This is a genomic window from Sphingomonas sp. GW821-FHT10C01, assembly GCF_059415525.1.
Window position 1 is genome coordinate 272,061 of sequence record NZ_JBWKNK010000001.1, and the last position, 20,418, is coordinate 292,478.

A 20,418-nucleotide genomic window follows, 5' to 3' on the forward strand; every position below is an offset into this window, starting at 1 on the left:
CGTCCGCGTCCCTAGTCAGACGCGCATGTCCGACGACCAGCGTTTCGGCCTTTCGCGCCACATCACCCTGCCCGGGCCGCTCCGGCTCGACGGTGGCGTGCTGCTGTCGCCTGTCGAGATCGCGTATGAGACCTATGGCACGCTCGCGCCCGATGGCGGCAATGCGATTCTGCTCTGCCATGCGCTGACCGGCGACCAGCATGTCGCCTCGCCGCATCCGGTCACGGGCAAGCCCGGCTGGTGGACGCGCATGGTCGGGCCGGGCAAGCCGGTCGATCCCGATCGCCACTTCATCGTCTGCGCCAATGTGCTGGGCAGCTGCATGGGCAGCTCGGGACCCGCCACGGTCAACCCCGCGACGGGCAAGCCCTGGGGCATGGATTTCCCGGTCATTACCATCCGCGACATGGTCCGCGCGCAGGCGATGCTGCTCGACCATCTCGGGGTCGGTCGGTTGAAGGCCGTGGTCGGCGGATCGATGGGCGGGATGCAGGCGTTGAGCTGGCCCGCCACCTTCCCCGATCGTGTCGATGCGGCCGTGGTGATCGCGTCGACCGCGCGCCACTCGGCGCAGAATATCGCCTTCCATGAGGTCGGTCGTCAGGCGGTGATGGCCGATCCGCGTTGGAATGGCGGCGCCTATTATGACGGCGAACCGCCCGCGGCGGGCCTCGCCGTCGCGCGGATGGCGGCGCACATCACCTATCTGTCCGAGGCAGGCCTCACCGAAAAGTTCGGGCGGCGGCTTCAGGCGCGAGAGGCGAAGTCGTTCGGCTTCGACGCCGACTTCCAGATCGAAAGCTATCTGCGCCATCAGGGGCTGTCGTTCGTCGACCGGTTCGACGCCAACGCCTATCTCTACATCACCCGCGCGATGGACTATTTCGATCTGGCGGAGGAGCATGGCGGCCTGCTCGCCAATGCCTTTCGTGAGACCAAGGCGCGCTTCTGCCTGGTCAGCTTCGATACCGACTGGCTCTATCCGACGCGCGATTCGCGCGCGATCGTCCATGCCCTCAACGCCGCCGGCGCGCCGGTCAGCTTCGTCGAGCTGTCCTCGCCGTTCGGCCACGACGCGTTCCTGCTCGAGGCGCCGGAATTGAATCGCGTCGTCGACGGCTTCCTGAGGGCCGGGCGATGACGCCGGGCTATGACATCAGCCTCGATCCGGCGCGGCTCCAGCTCGACGTGATCCACGGCTTCATCGCTCAGAGCTATTGGGCACGCGAGATGCCGCGCGAAACGCTGGCGCGGGCGATCGCCAATTCGCTTTGTGTCGGCGCCTATCGCGACGGCGCGCAGGTCGGTTTCGCGCGCGTCGTGACGGACCGGGCGACCTTCGCCTATCTCGCCGACGTCTTCGTGCTGCCCGAGCATGGCGGCAAGGGGCTGGCCAAGGCGCTTGTCACTGCGCTTCACGATCATCCCGACCTCCAAAACCTCCGCCGCTGGATGCTCGCGACCAGCGATGCGCATGGCGTGTACGCCGCGCTTGGATGGCAGCCGATCGCCCAGCCGGAGCTCTTCATGCAGCGCCACGATCCCGATGTGTACCGGCGGGGTGCGGCGTGACCGCGCTTCGCCCCGATCTGGCGATTATCGCCGCCAATGTCGCGCCCGACAGCCGGGTGCTCGATGTCGGATGCGGCGACGGTGCGTTGATGGCGGCGTTGCGCGATGATCGCCAGTGCGACGCGCGCGGGCTTGAGATCGATCCGGTCAACGTCGCGACCGCGGTGTCGCGCGGGCTTTCGGTGATTCAGGGCGATGCCGACCGCGATCTCGCGGATTATCCCGACGCCAGCTTCGACTATGCGATCCTCAGCCAGACGCTGCAGACGACGATGCACCCACATCACGTGCTCGATCATCTACTGCGTATCGGCGAGCGTGCCTTCGTATCCTTCCCCAATTTCGCACACTGGCGCGTGCGCGTGTCGCTGCTGTGGGGCGGACGGATGCCGGTGACGCGGCTGCTGCCGGTCGCCTGGTACGAGACGCCCAACATCCACCACGTCACCGTCGACGATTTCCGCGCCTATGTTCGCGAACGCGGAATTACGGTTGAGCAGGCCTGGTTCCTCTCGGGCGACAAGCGCACCAGCGCCGCCGCCGCCAATTTCCGCGCCGAGCATGCGGTGTTTCTCCTGCGCCGCTAGTTTTCGACCAAGCGCAGATGACGCGGGCGGTTTCGCCCGTTACCACTCCCGCCCAGAACAGGTTTCAGGGAGTTTTCGGATGCGTCATTCGGTCGCCGGCGTCCTCGCCGCGCTCTTCGTCCTCGGTCAGGCCCAGGCGCAGGACAAGCCGGCGGAGAAGCCCAAATGGGACGTTAATGCGCCGCAGGGCGCGACGCTCAAGCAGGCCGCGATCGACACGGACGAGGGAACCTGGATCGACGTCGACGTCTCGCCCGATGGCAAGACGATCGCCTTCACCCTGCTCGGTGACATCTACACCATGCCGATCGCGGGCGGCACGCCGACGCGGATTGCCGAGGGGCTTGCCTGGGAAGTGCATCCGCGCTTCTCGCCCGATGGCCGCCGCATCGCCTTCACCTCCGATCGCGGCGGCGGCGACAATATCTGGATCATGAACGCCGACGGCAGCGACAAGCGCCAGCTGACCAAGGAGGATTTCCGCCTTCTGAATCAGCCAAGCTGGTCGCCCGACGGCCAGTATATCGTTGCCAAGAAGCACTTCACCACCGGCCGCTCGCTCGGCACGGGCGAAGTGTGGCTCTACCACGTCTCGGGCGGCAGCGGCGTCAAGCTGGTCAAGCGTGCCAATGAGCGGGTGCAGAAGGAACTGGGCGAGCCAGTCTATGCCGCGGATGGCAAATCGGTGTTCTTCACGCGCAACATCACCCCCGGCCCGATCTTCGAATATGCGCAGGATTCGAACACCAACCTGTTCAACATCGAGCGCTATGATCTGGAGAGCGGTGAGACGACCACCGCCATTTCCGGCCTTGGCGGTTCGGTGCGCCCGACGCCCTCGCCTGATGGCAAGAAGATCGCCTTTGTCCGGCGCGAGGCGACCAAGTCGAAGCTCTATGTCCGCGACCTGGCCTCGGGGGAGGAGCGCAAGATCTATGATGCGCTCGACCAGGACGTTCAGGAAACCTGGGCTGTCACCGGCGTCTATCCCAACATGGACTGGACGCCCGACAGCAAGTCGATCGTCTTCTGGGCACATGGGAAGATTCGACGCGTCGACGCAGATGGCACCAATGCCGCGGTGATCCCGTTCCGGGTCGCCGATAGCCGTACCGTCGCCACCGCCTCGCACCCGCAGATCGAAGTCGCGCCCGCCAGCTTCGCGACGAAGATGACCCGCTTCGCATCGGTCTCGCCGGATGGCGGCAATGTCGTGTTCGAAAGCATGGGCAAGCTCTGGACTCGCCCGGTCTCCGGCGGTGCGCCGAAACGGCTGACCAGCCTTGCCGACGATGCCGGTGTCGAACTCTATCCCAGCTGGTCGCGCGACGGCCGTTCGATCGTGTTCGTCGAATGGAGCGATGCGAAGCTTGGCCGTATCCGCACCGTTGCGGCCGGTGGCGGCGCGGCGAAGGACGTGACGACCCAGCCCGGCCTCTATTCGCGCCCGCACTTCTCGCCGGACGGCCGGACGATCGTGTTCGAGAAGGCGGCCGGCGGTAATCTCACCGCACCCGGCTGGTCGAACGATCCCGGTGTCTATCGCGTCGCGGCGGTGGGCGGCGCGCCCGAGCTGGTCGCGCGCGGCATGTCGCGGCCGCAGTTCGGCGCGTCGAGTGACCGCATCTTCATGACCAGCCCGGGCGAAAACAAGCTTGAGCTGGTCTCGACCGACCTCAATGGCGAGGGCAAGCGCGTCCATGCCAGCGGCGAGCTCGCCAACGACTATATCGTCGCCCCCGACGGCAAGAGCATCGCTTTCCGCCAGAATTATCAGGTGTTCGCGATGCCGCTGATGCCGGGCGGCCAGGAAGTCTCGGTCGGCCCCAAGGCCGATGCGCTCCCCGTCGTGCGCGTCAGCACCGATGGTGCCGATTACATCCAATGGTCGGGTGATGGATCGCGCCTTCACTGGAGCATGGGGCCGACGCTCTACACCGCCGATCGCGCCAGCTTCTTCGCCACCGCGCCGGGCACCAAGCCGAACGTAACCCCGCGCACCACCTCGCTCGCGATGGAGGTCAGGGCGGCGAAGCCTTCGGGCCGCGTCGCGCTCACTGGCGCACGGGTCGTCACCATGGCGGGCGCTGACGGCGGGATCATCGACAATGCGACGATCGTGATCGAGGGCGACCGCATCGTCCAGGTCGCGCCTACTGCCGCGATTCAGCTCCCGGCGGGCACCAAGACGATCGATGTCACCGGCAAGACGATCATCCCGGGTCTGGTCGATGCGCACGCGCACGGCCCCTATGGCACCGACGATCTGGTGCCGCAGCAGAACTGGTCGTTGATCCAGAACCTCGCGCTCGGCACCACGACGATTCACGATCCGTCGAGCCAGGCGAGCCTGGTCTTCGCCGCGCAGCAGATGCAGCGCGCGGGCCGTATCCTGGGCCCACGCATCTTCTCGACCGGCGAGATCGTCTATGGCGCCAAGAATGCCGATGTCTATGCGCAGATCGACAGCTATGAGGACGCGCTGGCCCATGTCCGCCGTCTGAAGGCGCAGGGCGGCCATTCGGTGAAGAACTACAACCAGCCGCGCCGTGAGCAGCGCCAGATGGTCGTCGCGGCGGCGCGTGCCGAGAATATGCAGGTCGTGGCCGAGGGCGGTTCGCTGTTCGGCATGGACATGAACCTGATCGCCGACGGCAATTCGACGCTGGAGCACAACATTCCCGCGGACATCTTCTACAAGGATGTGCTGCAGATGTTCGGCCAGTCGGACACCAACTATACGCCAACCCTGGTGGTCAGCTATGGCGGTCTCGCCGGCGATCCCTATTGGCGTCAGGCGACCGATGTGTGGAAGAATCCGCTGCTGGTCCACACCCCGCCCGCGCGACTGCGCTCGGACACGATGCGCATCACCAAGGCGCCCGAGGACAATTTCGTCGACGACGACAATGCGCGTGAGGCACACAAGATCGCCAAGACGGGCCGTCTGGTCGCGATCGGCGCGCACGGGCAACAGGCCGGTATCGGCTCGCACTGGGAGCTGTGGTCGTTCGTACGCGGCGGGATGACTCCTGTGGAGGCGCTGCGTGCTGGAACGATCGATTCCGCCAAATCTTTGGGCTTTGCCAAGGACATCGGCTCGATCGAGGTTGGAAAACTGGCCGATCTCGTCGTGCTCGATGCCGATCCCACCGCTGATATTCGCAATAGCGACAAGATCAGCCGCGTGATGCTGGGCGGCCGTCTCTACGACGCCAAGACGATGAATGAAGTCGAGACGGGGACGGCGAAGCGTTTGCCCTATTGGTGGGAGTAAAGGCTGGAAACGGTCCGAATGCCGCGCATTCGGACCAGCCTACCCATTGTGGTCAGTCATATCGACAAACGCAATTGACAACGTAGTCATTTGTCGCTTCTCTAGCCAGGGTCAGGAGATGTTAAAAGCTCCAACGGCACTGTAACCGGTTACACTATCGATCGAGCCGGTGTTTAGGGGAGCAGATTGATGACGGATTTCCGTAGCAAGCGTTCGCAACTTGTCCGCGGCGTTTCGGCGGGCGCCTTTGCCGCCGCACTGATGGTCAGCACTTCCGCCTTTGCACAGACCACCTCCGCCTTACGCGGTCATGTCGAAGGCGCGTCGGCGGGCACGACAGTCACCATCACGGATAGCAGCACCGGTCGAACGGTTACGGCGACGGTTGACGCGAGCGGCAACTATTTCGTGCCGGGTCTACGTCCGGGCACCTATCGCGTCGAGGCGCCCGGCGTCGAGGCGGAGGCTGTTGTGGTTCCGGTCGGTCAGACCGTCGTCTACGATATCGCTCCGCCATCGGCTGCGGCCCCTGCCGGTCAGGAGGTGATCGTTACCGGGCGGCGCGGCCGCAACGAGGTTAGAACGGCGACGATCACTACGAACGTCTCGCCTCAGCAGATCGAAAATCTTCCGCAGAACGACCGCAACTTCCTGAACTTCGCCGCGCTGGCGCCCGGCGTCACCGTGTCGCCTTCGGGCAGCAACCGGCAGGTGCAGGCGGGCGCGGTCAGCCCGGATCAGACCAATGTGTTCATCGACGGGCTCAGCATGAAGAACCCGATCAACCATGGCGGTCTGTCGGGGCAGAATTTCTCCGAAGGCAACCCCTTCCCGCAGCTCGCGATTCAGGAGTTCGCGGTCAACACCCAGAACTTCAAGGCGGAGTATGAGCAGGCCGGGTCGGCGATCATCACCGCCGTGACCAAGACCGGCGGTCAGGAGCTGCACGGTACGCTGTTTGGCGAATGGCAGCCCAAGGCATTCTTCGGCCGCCCCTATTTCGACAGGCCGGGCAAGGCCAACAATCCCAACGGCACCAATCCCAAGCCCGATTACGGTCGCTGGCAATATGGCGCCGACCTCGGCGGCCCGATCATCAAGGATGTGCTGCATTTCTACGGTGCGTTCGAAGCGACCGACAAGACCAAGCCGTCGGGCAATGTCGAGCTGAAGTCGCCGGTGCCGGCCAACCTGATCTCGCAATATAATGGCAGCTACGGGCTCGACTTCAGCCAGAAGCTCTACTTCGGCAAGCTGACCTGGTTCGCCTCGGCGCAGGATACGGTCAACCTCTCGGCATTCATTCGCGATGAATCCAATATCGGCGGCGTCGGCGGTACGTCGGTGCCGAGCCATGGCGGGCCGATCAACAACAAGGTCAAGAATTTCCAGCTCGACTGGAGCCACCGCGGAGACAGCTGGCTCAACGAACTCTTCCTGTCGTACAGCACGGTCGAAAACGGCGCGCGGCGCGGAAGCGCGGGGCCTGAGATCATCCTCTCAGCCGGGCCCGATTATGGCACCGTCGCTGCCCTCGGCGCCGGCAGTTTCGAGCAGAACGACTCGCAGAAATCGTGGACGATCAAGAACAACATCACATTCTTTGGCGGCGCGCACACGATCAAGGCGGGCGCCAAGATCGCGTTCAACAAATATGAGCGGCTTGAGGACAACCGCAGCAACGGCGGCTATTTCTTCAACGCCGCCGGCTATACCGGCTTTGATAGTTCGACACCTTATGGCGCGCGCATCAACGTCAAGGAATTCGAGCCGGGCCGCGCGAACAACACTCAGATTGGTCTGTTCGTGCAGGATGACTGGGCGCTCGACGATCACTGGACCTTCAATCTCGGTTTGCGTTGGGATTTCGAGACCAATGCCAAGAACGAGAATTTCGTAACACCTGCGGATGTCGCAACGGCATTGCGGGCCTATCCGGGTTGGAAAGCGGCCGGGATCAATGCCGAGGACTATATCTCGACCGGCAAGAATCGCGACCCGTTCTGGGGGGCGTTCCAGCCGCGCATCGGCATCAGCTACGACGTGAACGGCGATCGTGATCTGGTCTTCTTCGCCGGTGCAGGCCGCTATTTTGATCGCCCGCTGTTCATCACCTCGGGCATCGAAACGATCAAGAACCGGCACGAGCGCGTCGTCCAGGCCGACTTCTGTACCGAAGGCGGCACGGGCGGCATCGCCAACTGCGCGACGCTGCGGGCCGGCAACGGCGGCGTACTCCCGCGCGGGACGCTGGTGTGGAATCCCGCCTATCGCAATGTCGATACGCTGCGTACCGCCGCTGCCGGGCTGGGCGTGGGCGGCGATATCTGGCTGCTCAACAACAACACCAAGCTGCCCTATTCGGACCAGTTCAACATCGGCGTCCGCAAGCGGTTCGGCGAGATCCAGACCTCGCTCACCTATTCGCACATCCGCAGCCACAATGTCTTCCGTTTCGTGCGCGGCAACCGCTTCTCGAATGGCTGGTACAGCCGGGTCCTGCAGCGTGACGGCGCCGGTAACGTGATCGGCTGCACCAATGGCGGCAACGCCTGGATCCAGGACAATTTCCCGGACACCGACTATGCGGCATGCGCCGCCAAGCAGGGTGATCTGGCCGGGTTCAACGGCAAGCTCAACATCGGCGATAACAGCGGTAAAGCGGTCTACAATGCGATCTACCTGACTGCGGAAAAGCCGTTCGTGGCCAATTCGCGCTGGGGCTTCTCCGCCGCGGTCACGGTGCAGTTCGCCCGCACCAACGTGGCGCAGGAACTCGCCAACAACGACGAGTTCTATAACGGCGCGTCGGTGGACGCCTATGGCTGGGGCTGGGTGCAAGGGGTGGAAAAATACCGCTTCGTCGGCACCGGCATTGTTCGCGGCCCGTTCGACACGGTGCTGTCTGGCACGCTGACACTGAGCTCGGGTCCGGCCTTCGGCAACGTCATCTTCGGCTTGCCCAACCAGCCCGACGGCGCCTGCTGCTACGGCAATATGGGCGGTGTGTTCTTCCCCAAGGAGACCTTCGCCTACTCCAACCTCGACCTACGCATCGCCAAGAACTTCAAGATGCCGTGGGGCCACGACCTCGAGGCCAGCTTCGCGGCGTTCAACGTGTTCGACACGGTGAACCGCAACTATTCGGCCTGGGGGGCGGGCAGCGGCCTGAACCCGACGTTTGAGGAGAATGGTACGGTTGGCAATGCGCGCAGCTTCCAGGCGGGCCTCAAGTACAAGTTCTGATCTTCGGATCGGGGCGTTCCGGGGAGGGGGCTGATGCCGCCTCCCCCAGTTTCTGTCGGGCGGGGAGGAATAGGGTGAAGCCCGAACTGCACCGTTTCGGCCACAGCCGGCAACCGGTCGTCACCATCGACGGGATCACCGGCGATCCCGGCGCGGCGATCGCGATCGCGGCGGCGCTTGCGCCATTTCCTGTGAGCCGGACCTATTATCCCGGCCTGCGCCGCATCGTGACGGAAGCCGATGCGCCGGCCTATGCCTATGTCTGCTCCCTCCTCGAAGCCGCAGCCTCCTTCATCGGCGGCGGGTTCGATGCCGACAGCTTTACGCTGGTCGAGGCGAGCTTCTCGATTGTCACCACCGCGCCCGAGGCACTCCAGCCGGCCCAGCGCGCGCCGCATTTCGACTCCGCGGACTCCCGCGACATCGCGCTGATCCACTATCTCGCCGATACGCCCGGCACTGGGACGGCCTTCTACCGCCAGCGCTCGACCGGGATCGAGCTGGTGGACGAAGCCAATCGCGATGCCTTCGTCGCCGCTGCCCGCGCCGAAGGCGCCGGCCTTGTCGGCTATACCAGCAACAGCAACGCGCATTTCGACCAGATCGGCCGGATCGACGCGGCGCCCGACCGGCTTGTCATCTATCGCGGCGCCATGCTCCATTCGGGGATCATCCCGGACACCATGAAATTCAGCGCCGACCCGCGCCAGGGCCGGCTCACCGCCAATCTCTTCATCCGCATCCAGTGAGGTTTCCGATGCTCAAGACCGCCGCTGCTCTGACGATCGCGCTCGCAGCGCTGACCGCCACGAGCGCAGGCAGCTCGGGAGCTCAGCCGGGCAAGCGCACCTACGCCAACCCGATCGACATCGATTACCGTTACAATTTCGAGCAGGTGAACGAGGGCATCTCGTACCGCACCGGCGCCGATCCGGTGATCGTGCGGCACAAGGGCGCCTATTATCTCTTCCAGACACTCGCCGACGGATACTGGCGATCGACCAATCTCGCCGACTGGACCTTCATCACGCCGAGCCGCTGGCAGCACAACAGCTTCGTCGCGCCCGCCGCATGGTCGGACGGCGAGCGGCTCTATCTCATGCCCTCGATGATGGAGCCGGGCGCGATCTATGTCTCCGACGCGCCCGAGACCGGTAAGCTCGACTATTTCGTGCGCCGCATGCCGCGCCTCCCGGGACAGGTGCGTCCGGGCGAAGAGGAGAAGATGAAACCCGGTGAGATCCCGCCCGGCCCGTGGGACCCCGCGCTGTTCCTCGACGATGACGGCAAATGGTATCTCTACTGGAACTCGTCCAACGTCTTCCCGCTCTACGGGCTCGAGATTGAGTTCAGGGACGGCAAGCTCATCTACAAGGGCCCGGCGAAGGAGATGTTCAAACTCCATCCCGACCAGCATGGCTGGGAGCGGTTTGGACAGGACCATAGCGGCGGCCTTCCCGACGGTACGCCCATCGCCCCCTTCATGGAGGGCGCCTGGATGACCAAGGTCGGCGGCACCTATTATCTCCAGTACGGTGCGCCGGGCACCGAGTATAACGCCTATGCCAACGGCACTTACACGTCCAAGTCGCCGCTCGGGCCATGGACCTACGCCCCGTGGAACCCGGTCGCCTACAAGCCCGGGGGTTTCGTCGAGGGTGCCGGGCACGGCTCCACCTTCGAGGACAATCACGGCAATTGGTGGAACACCGGCACGCCGTGGCTCGGCGCCAACTGGACCTTCGAACGCCGCATCAACCTGTTCCCGACGCGGTTCGAGGCGGACGGGCAGATGTGGTCCTCGTCGCGTTTCGGCGACTTCCCGCATTGGGCGCCGGAGGGGAAGGTCGACGACATCGAATCGCTGTTCACCGGCTGGATGCTGCTCTCTTACCGCAAGCCGCTGACCGCTTCCTCGACGCTCGGCGAGTTTGTCGCGAGCCGCGCCGCGGACGAGAATCCCCGGACCTTCTGGGTCGCGGGAAGCAAACAGCCGGGCGAGACGCTGACGATGGACCTCGGTGCGGCCAAGGCCGTGCGTGCGATCCAGGTCAATTTCGCCGATTACAAGGCGGGTCGCTTCGCCGACGCGCCCGACATCTATACCGAATTCCACGTGGAGGGGTCTACGGACGGCAAGAGCTGGTCGAAGATCGCGCAGACCGAAGGCCCGCGCCGCGACCGCCCCAATGCCTATCTCGAGCTCAAGACACCCGCAAAAATCCGCTATGTCCGTTACGTCCACGGCCATATCGGCGGCGCCCATCTCGCGATCAACGATCTGCGCGTGTTCGGCAACGCCGACGGCGCCGCGCCCACGGTTCCGGGCGGCGTCGCGGCGATCCGCGACAAGGACGAACGTAATGCCCGCGTGACCTGGCGCAAGGTGCCCGGCGCCGTCGGCTATAATGTGATGTGGGGCGTACGGCCCGACCGGCTGACGCTGACCTATCAGGTCTTCGCCGATGATCTCGGCGCGGATGCCAAGCTCGATATCCGCGCGCTCAACCTCGGCGTCGGCTATTATGCCGCGGTCGAGGCGTTCAACGAAACCGGGGTGTCCAAGCGCAGCAAACCGGTACGGATCCGCTGAGGTTCCGGTCGCCCAACCCGCCCCTAAACCGTCACCCCGGCCCTGTGCTGGGGTCCCCCCCGCCCCGAGGACTGCGCTGGAACCTCGTTTCCAACCATCGCCTCTCGGTGGACCCCGGCGCAAGGCCGGGGTGACGGGTAGGGCAGGTCCAGCCTCGATCAGGGCCTATCCTGCCAGCCAACCGCCGGCGAATCCGGCGGCCTCCAGCCCGCGCCGCACCACCTTCGATCCGCGCATCACCTTCCACACGAAATCGCTGCGATAGTTCGCCGCCTGTAACAGGATCGGTCCCTGGTCGATGCCGATATAGTCGGTGTCGATCCAGCCGCTCTTGCCGTTGATCCGGCCATTGGCGAGCCGCTTGTCGGTCCAGGTGAAGCTCGGGTTGAACGAATCCAGGAAGCCATATTGGCTGTACAGGCCCGGCCACTTACGCAGCGCGTTTGCGGCGGGAATCACGATTTCTGGTGCGAAGGGCAGCGATCCCAGCGCCGCAGTCGGTGCGATCGTGCCGTCGTCATACTCGTCGGGCTGACCCAACGGCCCACGTGCGGAGTAGGCGCGAAAATTCGCGGTCCGGCCCTTGAAGGGAAGGTCATATCCGCCCGGCCCGTCGCAGGCGGTCAGGCCCCAGATATCCTTGGAATAGCCCGTCCAGCCCATCGGATTGGCGATGGCATAGGCGCGCTGGGCATAGGTGGCGCGACGGCTGTTCTCGAAATAGTCGAGTCCCGCCTCGCGCATCGGCTTGTCGTGGATTCCACGGAAATCGACCCAGACATGGCTGTAGTGGTGACCGAACATCGGCGCGAAGGCGAGGTGACGGGTGTCGCCCTGGCCGCGCCAGCAATGGTCGTATTTCGCTGTCCACACGTCCCAGCTGTTCGCCGGCACCGGATACGTCGGTGAGGCGAGCGCGAGGATGTAGACGCACATCCCCTCATTATAGCCCTGCCAGCTCGCCGGGATCAGGCCGCTCTCGGGGTGCCAGCCCATCGAAATCGGCGCGCGCCCGTCGCTGCGGAAGAAGTTCCAGTCGGCGCGGGCATAGATGTCGTGCGCAAGCTTGCGGATCTCGGCCTCGACAGCGTTGTCGGCGTTGAAATATTCGGCCGCGAACAGGATGCCCATGAACAGCAATGTGGTGTCGACGCTCGACAGTTCGTTGGTGCGGAACCGGTGCCCGGTCTCCATGTCGATGAAGTGGTAGAAGAAGCCCTTGTGGCCGGCGGTACCGCTCGGCTCCGGTCCTTGCGGCGCGTTCCAGAAGAAGCGCAGCGTAGTGCGCGTCAGCTCGGCCGCGTCGGTGCGCGACACCCAGCCGCGCTCGACTCCGACCGGATAGGCGGTCAGCGCATAGCCGACCGACGCGATCGAGCAGAATGACTTGCTCGGCCAGCGGTCAGGCACCAGCCCGTTCTTGCGGTTGGCGGTCTGCCAGAAGAAGTCGAAGGTGCGCTTCTCCAGATCGGCATACCAGCCGGGCAGCGCGGGCTTGGCCGGTTCGGCCAGCAGCGGCCGCGCGCAGGCGGGGGTCAGCGCGGCGGCGCCGAGCGCCGGCGCGGCGAGCAGGGTTCGGCGGGTGATCGGAATACGCATCTTACAATTCACTCCAGCAACTACCGGGATTCATTCGCGCGCCGCAGTGGTGCCGCGCACCACCAGCTCGGCGCCATGGCGTTCGGCTCGCTCATCCGCCGGGCCGCCTTCAAGGATGTCGATCAGCCGCAGAATCGCGCGCGCGCCCATCTCCGCGATCCGTACACGCACTGTAGTCAGACGGAGGTAGCGGGCGAGCGGCACATCGTCGAAGCCGGCGACCGCAATTTCGCCGGGGACATCGATTCCCGAGCCCTGCAGCGCCTGAAGGCAGCCGATCGCCATCATGTCGTTGGCCGCGAACACCGCGTCGCACGGTATCGCGTTGTCGATGATCGTCCGCGCCGCAGCCTCGCCCGCTTCCTCCGAAAAGTCGCCCGCCAGGACGATCGGCTCGACTCCCGGCGCATGACGCGCCAACGCCGCGCGATAGCCCTCGACGCGCTCGCGCGCATCGACATTGCCCTCAGGTCCGGCGATGTGGACGATCCGCTTGCGGCCGCCCGCCGTCAGATGCGCGACCATCGCTTCCATCGCCCCGACATTGTCGAGCCGCACCGTCGGCCGGTCATCGATCTCTTCGGGCCCGTTGATGAACAGCGAGGGCAGGGTCGGCGGCAGTGCCGACTGGAGCATTTCGGCTGAAAGGTGCGGTGCCATCACGATCAGCCCGTCGACGCGCCCGCGCATCGCGCGCAGCGCATTGGCCGCCTGTTCGCTTTCGTCATGGATGTTGGACAGCAGCAGCACATAGCCGCGCCTGCTCGCCTCACGGTCCATCCCGCGTACGAACTCGCTGAAGAATTCGCCGTGCAGATCGGGCAGTACCACGCCCACGGCGTGCGCACGGGCAAGGCTGAGGCTACGCGCGCCGGCATGCGGGACATATCCCAGCTCGGCCGCGGCTTCGATGACGCGCTCGCGTGTCTCCTGCCGGACATTGCCCAGGCCATTCAGCGCGCGCGATACCGATGCGATCGATACCTGCGCCCGCCGTGCCACATCGCGGATCGTCGCCTCGGCCATCTATCCCCTCACTCCCGAAATGATTACGTATTCGGGCGGATCATTCGCGATTGCAAATTCCAAGTTTCGACGTCATGTAACCGGTTACGGTTTGCCGCGACAACCCCTAAAGCGGGCTTCGAACAGGGGACGGCATTCAACCAGCATTTACCACGCGCCGAGGCGCGATGCGTTCAGGAGAGGACAGACAATGCTCGACAACCGGATTTCCCGCCGCGCGGCGCTGATGGGCGCAGGTGCGATCGCGGCGTGGCTCCACAGCCCGGCCCGCGCATTGATGAGCCAGGCGGCGACTGTCGAGGTTCCGCCCTTCATCGACGCGCTGATCGCGAAGATGACGCTCGCCGAGAAGGCGGGGCAGCTCAGCCTGATGGCCTCGGCCTGGGGTGGCAGCACCGTGATCAACCCGGCCAGCGGCTCGAACGCCAATTTCGAGCAGCAGGTCGAGGAAGTCCGCAAGGGCATGATCACCGGCGTGTTCAACGGCAGCGGCACGCATATGTGCCGGATCATGCAGACCGCGGCGATGAAGGAGTCGCGCCTCAAGATTCCGATGATCTTCGCCGCCGACATCATCCACGGCCACCGTACCATCTTCCCGGTCCCGGTCGGCGAGGCCGCGAGCTTCGAGCCGGCGCTGGCGCAGAAGACCGCCGCCGCCGCATCCTATGAAGCCGCCGCGGCCGGCATCGACTGGACCTTCGCGCCGATGGTCGACATTTCGCGCGACCAGCGCTGGGGCCGCACCATGGAGGGCGCGGGCGAGGACGTGCATCTCGGCAACCTCTTTGCCGCCGCCCGCGTGAAGGGCTTCCAGGGCGCCAGCCTCAAGGCGATCGACACGATGATGGCCTGCGCCAAGCATTTCGCCGCCTATGGCGCGGCGGAGGCGGGGCTCGATTACAACACCGTCGACGTGTCGGAGCGCACGCTGCGCGAGATCTACTTCCCGCCCTTCCAGTCCGCGTTCGACGCCGGCGCGCTGTCGGCGATGGCCTCGTTCAACGAGATTTCGGGCGTGCCGTCGAACGGCAATGAATGGCTGATGCGCACCGTGCTGCGCGACGAGTGGAAATATCAGGGCTTCGTCGTCTCCGATTACACCGGCGACATGGAGATGATCGACCACGGCTTCGCCGCCGACGCGCGTGAGGCGACCAAGATCGCCTTTCTTGCCGGGGTCGATATGAGCATGACCAGCGGCTTCTATCGCGATCACCTGCCCGACCTCGTCGAAAAGGGCGAAGTGCCGATGGCGCTGCTCGACGATTCGGTGCGCAAGGTGCTGGCGATCAAGGCCAAGCTCGGCCTGTTCGAGGATCCCTTCCGCCGTATCGACGAGAAGCGCGAAGCCGCGCGCAGCCGTAACAAGGCGACGCTGGCACTCTCGCGCGAGATGGCGAAGAAGTCGGTCGTCCTGCTCAAGAACGAAGGCGACATCCTTCCGCTGCGCAAGGGCGGTCAGAAGATCGCGATCATCGGTCCGTTCGCCGCCGGCCAGCACGACCTCAACGGCCCGTGGTGCGTCTATGGCGACAACAAGCTCGCCATCGACCTCGAGACCGGCGTGCGCAACGCGCTCGGCAAGACCGCCCAGATCACCGTGGTCGAGGGGTCGCAGGTCGAGGCCCCGCTTCCCGGCGGGATCGAAGCCGCGGTCGCTGCCGCCCGCAACGCCGACGTCGTCCTGCTCGCGATCGGTGAGAGCGAGCGCATGTCGGGCGAGGCGCAGTCGCGCACCAGCATCACCGTCCCCGCGCCACAGCAGGCGCTGGCCGAAGCCGTCGCCGCGACCGGCAAGCCGGTGATCGTCGTGCTCAAGAACGGCCGTGCGCTGGCGTTCGAAGGCGCGGTCAAGAACGCGCCCGCGATCCTCGTCACCTGGTTCCTCGGCTCGGAAAGCGGCAACGCGATCGCCGACGTGCTGTTCGGCGACTACAGCCCCTCGGGCCGTCTGCCGATCAGCTTCCCGCGCGAGCCGGGCCAGCAGCCTTATTATTACGCGCACAAGCCGACCGGCCGCCCGAACCCGAGCGACGACAAGCTTGAGGAGTATAAGACCCATTATCGCTCGATCCCGAACTCGGCGCTCTATCCGTTCGGTCACGGCCTGACCTACGGCAAGATCGAATATTCGGGTCTGACCCCGGACAAGGGCAGCCTGGCGTGGAACGGCGAGATCGTCTTCACCGCCACGATCACCAACCGCGGCACCCGCGCGGCGGAGGAGGTGGTCCAGCTCTACATCCGCGATCGCACCGCCAGCATCACCCGCCCGGTTCGTGAGCTCAAGGCGTTCCGCAAGGTCGCGCTCGCCCCGGGGGCTTCGGAAACGGTGCGCTTCGTGATCAAGCGGCCGCAGCTCGAATTCATCGGCCGGGATCTCAAGCCCACGGTCGAGCCGGGCCTGTTCGACGTGTGGATCGCGCCCTCGGCTCAGGCGCAGGGGGTCCGTTCGACCTTCACCCTCACCGCCGCCTGATCGTTACGTCTTCCCGGCCCCAAGTCTTCTTGGTGTGGCCGGGGGTCCGGCACCGCTCCCCCTCCCTCCCCGGGGCGGTGCCGGATCATGTTTGTGCTCTTGGGGTAATTCAGCTTCGCTGAATGGCGGCACCAGCCCGCTCCCCCACCCGGCCACCCAACGGCATCGTATGTTATGGGTGGCCGGGTGGGGGAGCGGGCTGGTGCCGCCCAAATCTATCTCCGTAGATCCTTCACGATCCGCGCATGCTCCCCGCGGCCAAGCGGGTTCATCGCCATCAACAGGCATGACAGCGCCAGGAAGCCCAAAGGCACCAGCGCGATCGTCAGCCGCATCGCGGTCAGCGTCGCCGGGCTCTGGCCGACATTGGCGATATAGCCCGCGCGCTCGAAGCCCAGCCCGATGATCGCCGTCGCGATTCCGATCGCCACGCGCTGCAGCAGTGCCGCCATCCCGAATACCGCGCCCTCGACGCGCAGCCCCGTGCGCTGCTCGCCATATTCGATCGTGTTGGGCAGCATCGCCCAGAAAACGAAGTTGAGGCCGACGATCATCGCCTGCATCGCCATCAGATAGGCCTGCATCACCCCGGCGCGGTGGATATCGAACAGTGCGAACAGCGACAGCCCGGTCATCGCCCCAGCCGCCGCCAGGAACCATAGAGCACGCGTCCCCAGCCGCCGCTGGAGCAGCATCCACAAGGGGACCGACACCGCACTCACCACGCTCATCGACGCCAGCGCGAGTTGTCCCCCGCTCTCGTCGCCGAGGAAGTATTTGAAATAATAGAGCACCGATTTGTTGAGGATCGTCACCGCGATGATCATCGCCACCATCGCCAGGTTGAGCGTCACGAAGGCCTTGTTCCCCGCGATCGCCTTGAGCGCGGTCCAAACCGGCACCGGTTCCCGTCGCTCGGGTACGTCCGCCTCGCGATAGGTGGCGCCGACCCAGGCCAGGATCGCCGCGCCCGCCACCGCGAACAGCAATGCCGCGCCCAGATAGGCGTCCGCCGCCGCTTTGGTCCCCAGCAACATGCCGCCCAGCGGCACCGTCCCCAGCGCCACCACCACCGCCGCCAGCGTGCCCGACAGCATCCGCATTCCCGCGACATAGGCGCGATCGTTGCTGTCCGCGCTCACCCGCGCGCTCATCGCCAGATAGGGCAGGTTGATAAAGGCATAAGCGGTGCGGAACGCGATATGTCCCGCGAACACGCCAACCATTCCCCACCATCCCGGCACGACCGGCGGGAGGTAGGCGAGCACGAAGCCCAACCCGAGCGGCACGCCGCCGATCGCCACCAGCCGCCCGAGTCCGCCCTTGGGTTCGCGCCGGTCGGCGAGCAGCCCCGCCGCGAAATTGGCGACCCCATCCCACACCGACGCCGCCATGAAGATCGCCGCCGCCGCCGTGACCGGAAGGCCCAGCGCATCGGTATAATAGAATAGCAGGAAGAGCATCGCGCTCTGCCAGTAGAGGTTGAACGCGAAGTCCCCGAAAGCGAACAGGGTCAGGCGCGCCCGCGAGGGGCGATCAGGGGTCACGGTCCCGCCACGGTGATGGTCGCCGCCTTGGCCGAATCGGGCAGCGTGAAGCGGACGCGGTCGGCGCTTTCGTCCATTTCCGCCGCGATCTTCCGCCGTCCGAAGCGCACCGTGCCAATGTCCGAAACCGCATGCACGGTCATCGCGATCTCGCTCCACCATGGCTTGAGCTTGCCCGAACGCGGGTCGAGATCGATCCGCAACCCGGTCGGCGTCGTCGAGCAGCGAAAGCTCTGGCGCAGATAGGCACCGCGCTCGATCGCCCGCGCCTTGCCGTCGTCGAAATAGATCGTGCCGTGACAATCGTCGCCGGGATAGACCAGCAGTTCCAATGCGCCCTTGGGCGTCTCACTCAGGCTTTGCACCAGCGGCTGGCGCGGGATGATCGCGCCGGCGCGAACGAACACCGGCAGCCGGTCGATCCGCGGCGTCTCGGTCACGCTATCGGCGGTCTTGCCCGCCACGGCCACCACCGAACGCCCGGTCCAGTAATCATACCAGCCGCCCTTGGGCAGGCACACGTCATAGGCTTGCGGCGATTCGGGCTTGGGCGACGCGGCGATCATCAGGTCGCGGCCCAGGGTAAAGCTCATCGGCGAATCGCAGCCCGAACTGTCATAGTTGTAGAATACCGGACGCATGATCGGGTCGCCCGACCGTGCCTGTAGTTCGGCGACGGCGTAGAGATAGGGGAACAGGCGATAGCGTTCCTCGATCGCCGTTCGCCGCAAAGCCAGATGCTCGGGCCCATCGACCCAGGGTTCGCTGCGCGGCGTATTCACCGCGGCATGGACGCGCATCACCGGGGTGAAGGCGCCGATCTGGATCCAGCGTGTCAGCAGATCGGGGCTGGGCCCGCCGGTGAACCCGCCGATATCGGCGGCACTGTACGAGAAACCGGAGAGGCCCAGATTGACCAGCTGTTGGACCGAAAGTTTGAGATGATCCCAGGTCGCGTTGTTGTCCCCGGTCCAGGTGACGGCGTAGCGCTGCCCCCCGGCATAGGTCGCGCGGGTCATCACGAACGGGCGTGCGCCGGGATCGAGCTTTTCCAGCCCCTCGAACGTCGCCCGGCTGTTCTGCATGCCATAGACATTGTGCACTTCGGCATGGCTCGCCTCGCGCGGCGCGAAGCCGTCGCCCTCGATGCGGTGGACATTGTCGAGCGGCATGGTCTTGCTCGGCGTCTCGAAGATCGCCGGCTCGTTCATGTCGTTCCAGAAGCCGGCGATGCCGGCGCTGACGAAGTCCTTGTACAGCCCGCCCCACCAGTCGCGCGACGCATCCCGCGTAAAATCGGGGAACAGCGAATCCCCCGGCCATACCGGCGCGACATAGGTCCGGCCCTTGGCGGTGCGAACGAAGTGGTTGCCGGCGGCGCCGCTGTCGAACGGCGCATAGCCCTGGCTCGGCGCATGGGCGATGTGCAGATCGGTGATCGCCACCAGCCCGATCCCGTCGGCCTTCAGGTCGCGCGCCAGCTTGGGCAGATCGGGAAAGGTCTTGGGATTGGTCGTGAACGGCCGGTTGCGGTCCTGGAAATCGATGTCGAGCCAGATCACGTCGGTGGGAATGCGCTCCTTGCGCAGCCGGGCCGCCAGCTCGCGCACCTCGGTGTCGGACATGTAGCTGTAGCGCGACTGCTGATAGCCCAGCCCCCAGGGCGCGATCAGCGGCGCCTTGCCGGTCAGCCCGTGATAGCGCTGGACCACTTCCGACAGCATCGGGCCGGCGATCACATAATAATCGACCGGCCCGCCCGGCGCGCCGATCCTCAGCTCGCCATCGTTGCGGTGCCCGAAATCGAACCAGCTGCGCGTCGAATTGTCGAGGAACAGGCCGTAGCTGCCGAACCCGCCGCCGGTGGTGACATAGAAGGGGATCGATTTGTAGGTCGGGTCGGTCTCGCGGCCATAGCCGAACGTGTCGGTGTTCCAGTGGACATAGCTCGCCCCGCGCCGGTCGAACGGCCCGGTCTTGTCGCCCAGGCCGAAATACCGCTCGCCCACGGGCATCTTCTGGCTCAGCTCGAAGCTGCCGTCGGCGCGCATCACCGGATCGGCGGCATCGGCCACCACCAGCCGTCCGCCGCGCTCATGCACTGTCAGGCGCAGCGTCGTCGGATCGACCTTCACCGTCAGCGCATCGGTGTCGAAGCCGTCGGCGCGCGCGATCACTTTTGCCGTTCGTGCCCGGACCGCGGCGGGCACCGCCCAGCTCGCATCCTCGGGCCACTTGCCGTCGCGCGCCATCCGCACGCGCAGCACCGATGCGGACAGCGCCGTCACCCGCACTGCCATCTCACCGCGCGTCACCTCGACGCCATCGTCCAGCGCCCGCACCTGCGCCGCCGCCGGTGCCGCCAGCGCGAACGCTGACAAGGTTGTCAGAAGCAGTCTCATGGCAACGCCTCTCCTACTCGAACGCCCATTCTAAGCAGATCAACCACAGATTGAATCGTCATCCCCGCGCAGGCGGGGATCCATTCC

Annotated in this window: 12 protein-coding genes; 8 read left to right on the plus strand and 4 right to left on the minus strand. The window is 65.3% G+C overall.

Going from position 1 to position 20,418, the window contains the following annotated elements; translation table 11 throughout:
- The first annotated feature begins 25 nt into the window (after positions 1-25).
- The 7 genes from metX (at position 26) to AC07M1_RS01470 (ending at position 11,275) form a co-directional block, all read left to right on the plus strand.
- Complete coding sequence (metX, locus tag AC07M1_RS01440; RefSeq protein ID WP_495160789.1) at positions 26-1,141, plus strand: homoserine O-acetyltransferase MetX; 1,116 nt, start codon at positions 26-28, stop codon at positions 1,139-1,141.
- Positions 1,138-1,572: a GNAT family N-acetyltransferase gene (locus tag AC07M1_RS01445; RefSeq protein WP_495160790.1), complete on the plus strand. Its 435-nt coding sequence runs from the start codon at positions 1,138-1,140 to the stop codon at positions 1,570-1,572. Before metX ends, AC07M1_RS01445 begins: the two co-directional genes overlap by 4 nt.
- Positions 1,569-2,159, plus strand: a complete 591-nt coding sequence (gene metW / locus AC07M1_RS01450; RefSeq protein ID WP_495160791.1) for a methionine biosynthesis protein MetW — start codon at positions 1,569-1,571, stop codon at positions 2,157-2,159. The genes AC07M1_RS01445 and metW overlap by 4 nt, the downstream gene beginning before the upstream one ends.
- Before the next feature lie 79 nt (positions 2,160-2,238).
- Entirely contained in the window at positions 2,239-5,436 is a 3,198-nt protein-coding gene (locus AC07M1_RS01455; protein ID WP_495160792.1) for an amidohydrolase family protein, read from the plus strand.
- 189 nt (positions 5,437-5,625) lie between these two features.
- Positions 5,626-8,682 (plus strand): TonB-dependent receptor, encoded by a 3,057-nt coding sequence (locus tag AC07M1_RS01460; protein WP_495160793.1) that lies wholly within the window; start codon positions 5,626-5,628, stop codon positions 8,680-8,682.
- Positions 8,683-8,756: 74 nt separating this feature from the next.
- On the plus strand, positions 8,757-9,431 hold the full coding sequence (locus AC07M1_RS01465; RefSeq protein WP_495160794.1) for a DUF6445 family protein: 675 nt from the start codon (positions 8,757-8,759) through the stop codon (positions 9,429-9,431).
- Entirely contained in the window at positions 9,428-11,275 is a 1,848-nt protein-coding gene (locus AC07M1_RS01470; protein WP_495160795.1) for a family 43 glycosylhydrolase, read from the plus strand. The genes AC07M1_RS01465 and AC07M1_RS01470 overlap by 4 nt, the downstream gene beginning before the upstream one ends.
- 165 nt (positions 11,276-11,440) lie before the next feature.
- Here AC07M1_RS01470 and AC07M1_RS01475 read toward each other — a convergent pair whose 3' ends face one another.
- Positions 11,441-12,874 (minus strand): glucoamylase family protein, encoded by a 1,434-nt coding sequence (locus tag AC07M1_RS01475; RefSeq protein WP_495160796.1) that lies wholly within the window; start codon positions 12,872-12,874, stop codon positions 11,441-11,443.
- A 30-nt stretch (positions 12,875-12,904) separates the two neighbouring features.
- A complete protein-coding gene (locus AC07M1_RS01480; protein WP_495160797.1) occupies positions 12,905-13,900 on the minus strand; it encodes a LacI family DNA-binding transcriptional regulator in 996 nt (331 codons plus the stop codon).
- A 190-nt stretch (positions 13,901-14,090) separates the two neighbouring features.
- Here AC07M1_RS01480 and AC07M1_RS01485 point away from each other — a divergent pair, with 190 nt between their 5' ends.
- On the plus strand, positions 14,091-16,382 hold the full coding sequence (locus AC07M1_RS01485) for a glycoside hydrolase family 3 N-terminal domain-containing protein (RefSeq protein ID WP_495160798.1): 2,292 nt from the start codon (positions 14,091-14,093) through the stop codon (positions 16,380-16,382).
- 215 nt (positions 16,383-16,597) lie between these two features.
- Here the strand turns inward: AC07M1_RS01485 and AC07M1_RS01490 are convergent, their stop codons facing one another.
- Both AC07M1_RS01490 and AC07M1_RS01495 read right to left on the minus strand, forming a co-directional pair.
- Entirely contained in the window at positions 16,598-17,929 is a 1,332-nt protein-coding gene (locus tag AC07M1_RS01490) for an MFS transporter (protein ID WP_495160799.1), read from the minus strand.
- Positions 17,926-20,331, minus strand: a complete 2,406-nt coding sequence (locus AC07M1_RS01495; protein WP_495160800.1) for a glycoside hydrolase family 31 protein — start codon at positions 20,329-20,331, stop codon at positions 17,926-17,928. Before AC07M1_RS01495 ends, AC07M1_RS01490 begins: the two co-directional genes overlap by 4 nt.
- Positions 20,332-20,418 lie beyond the last annotated feature (87 nt).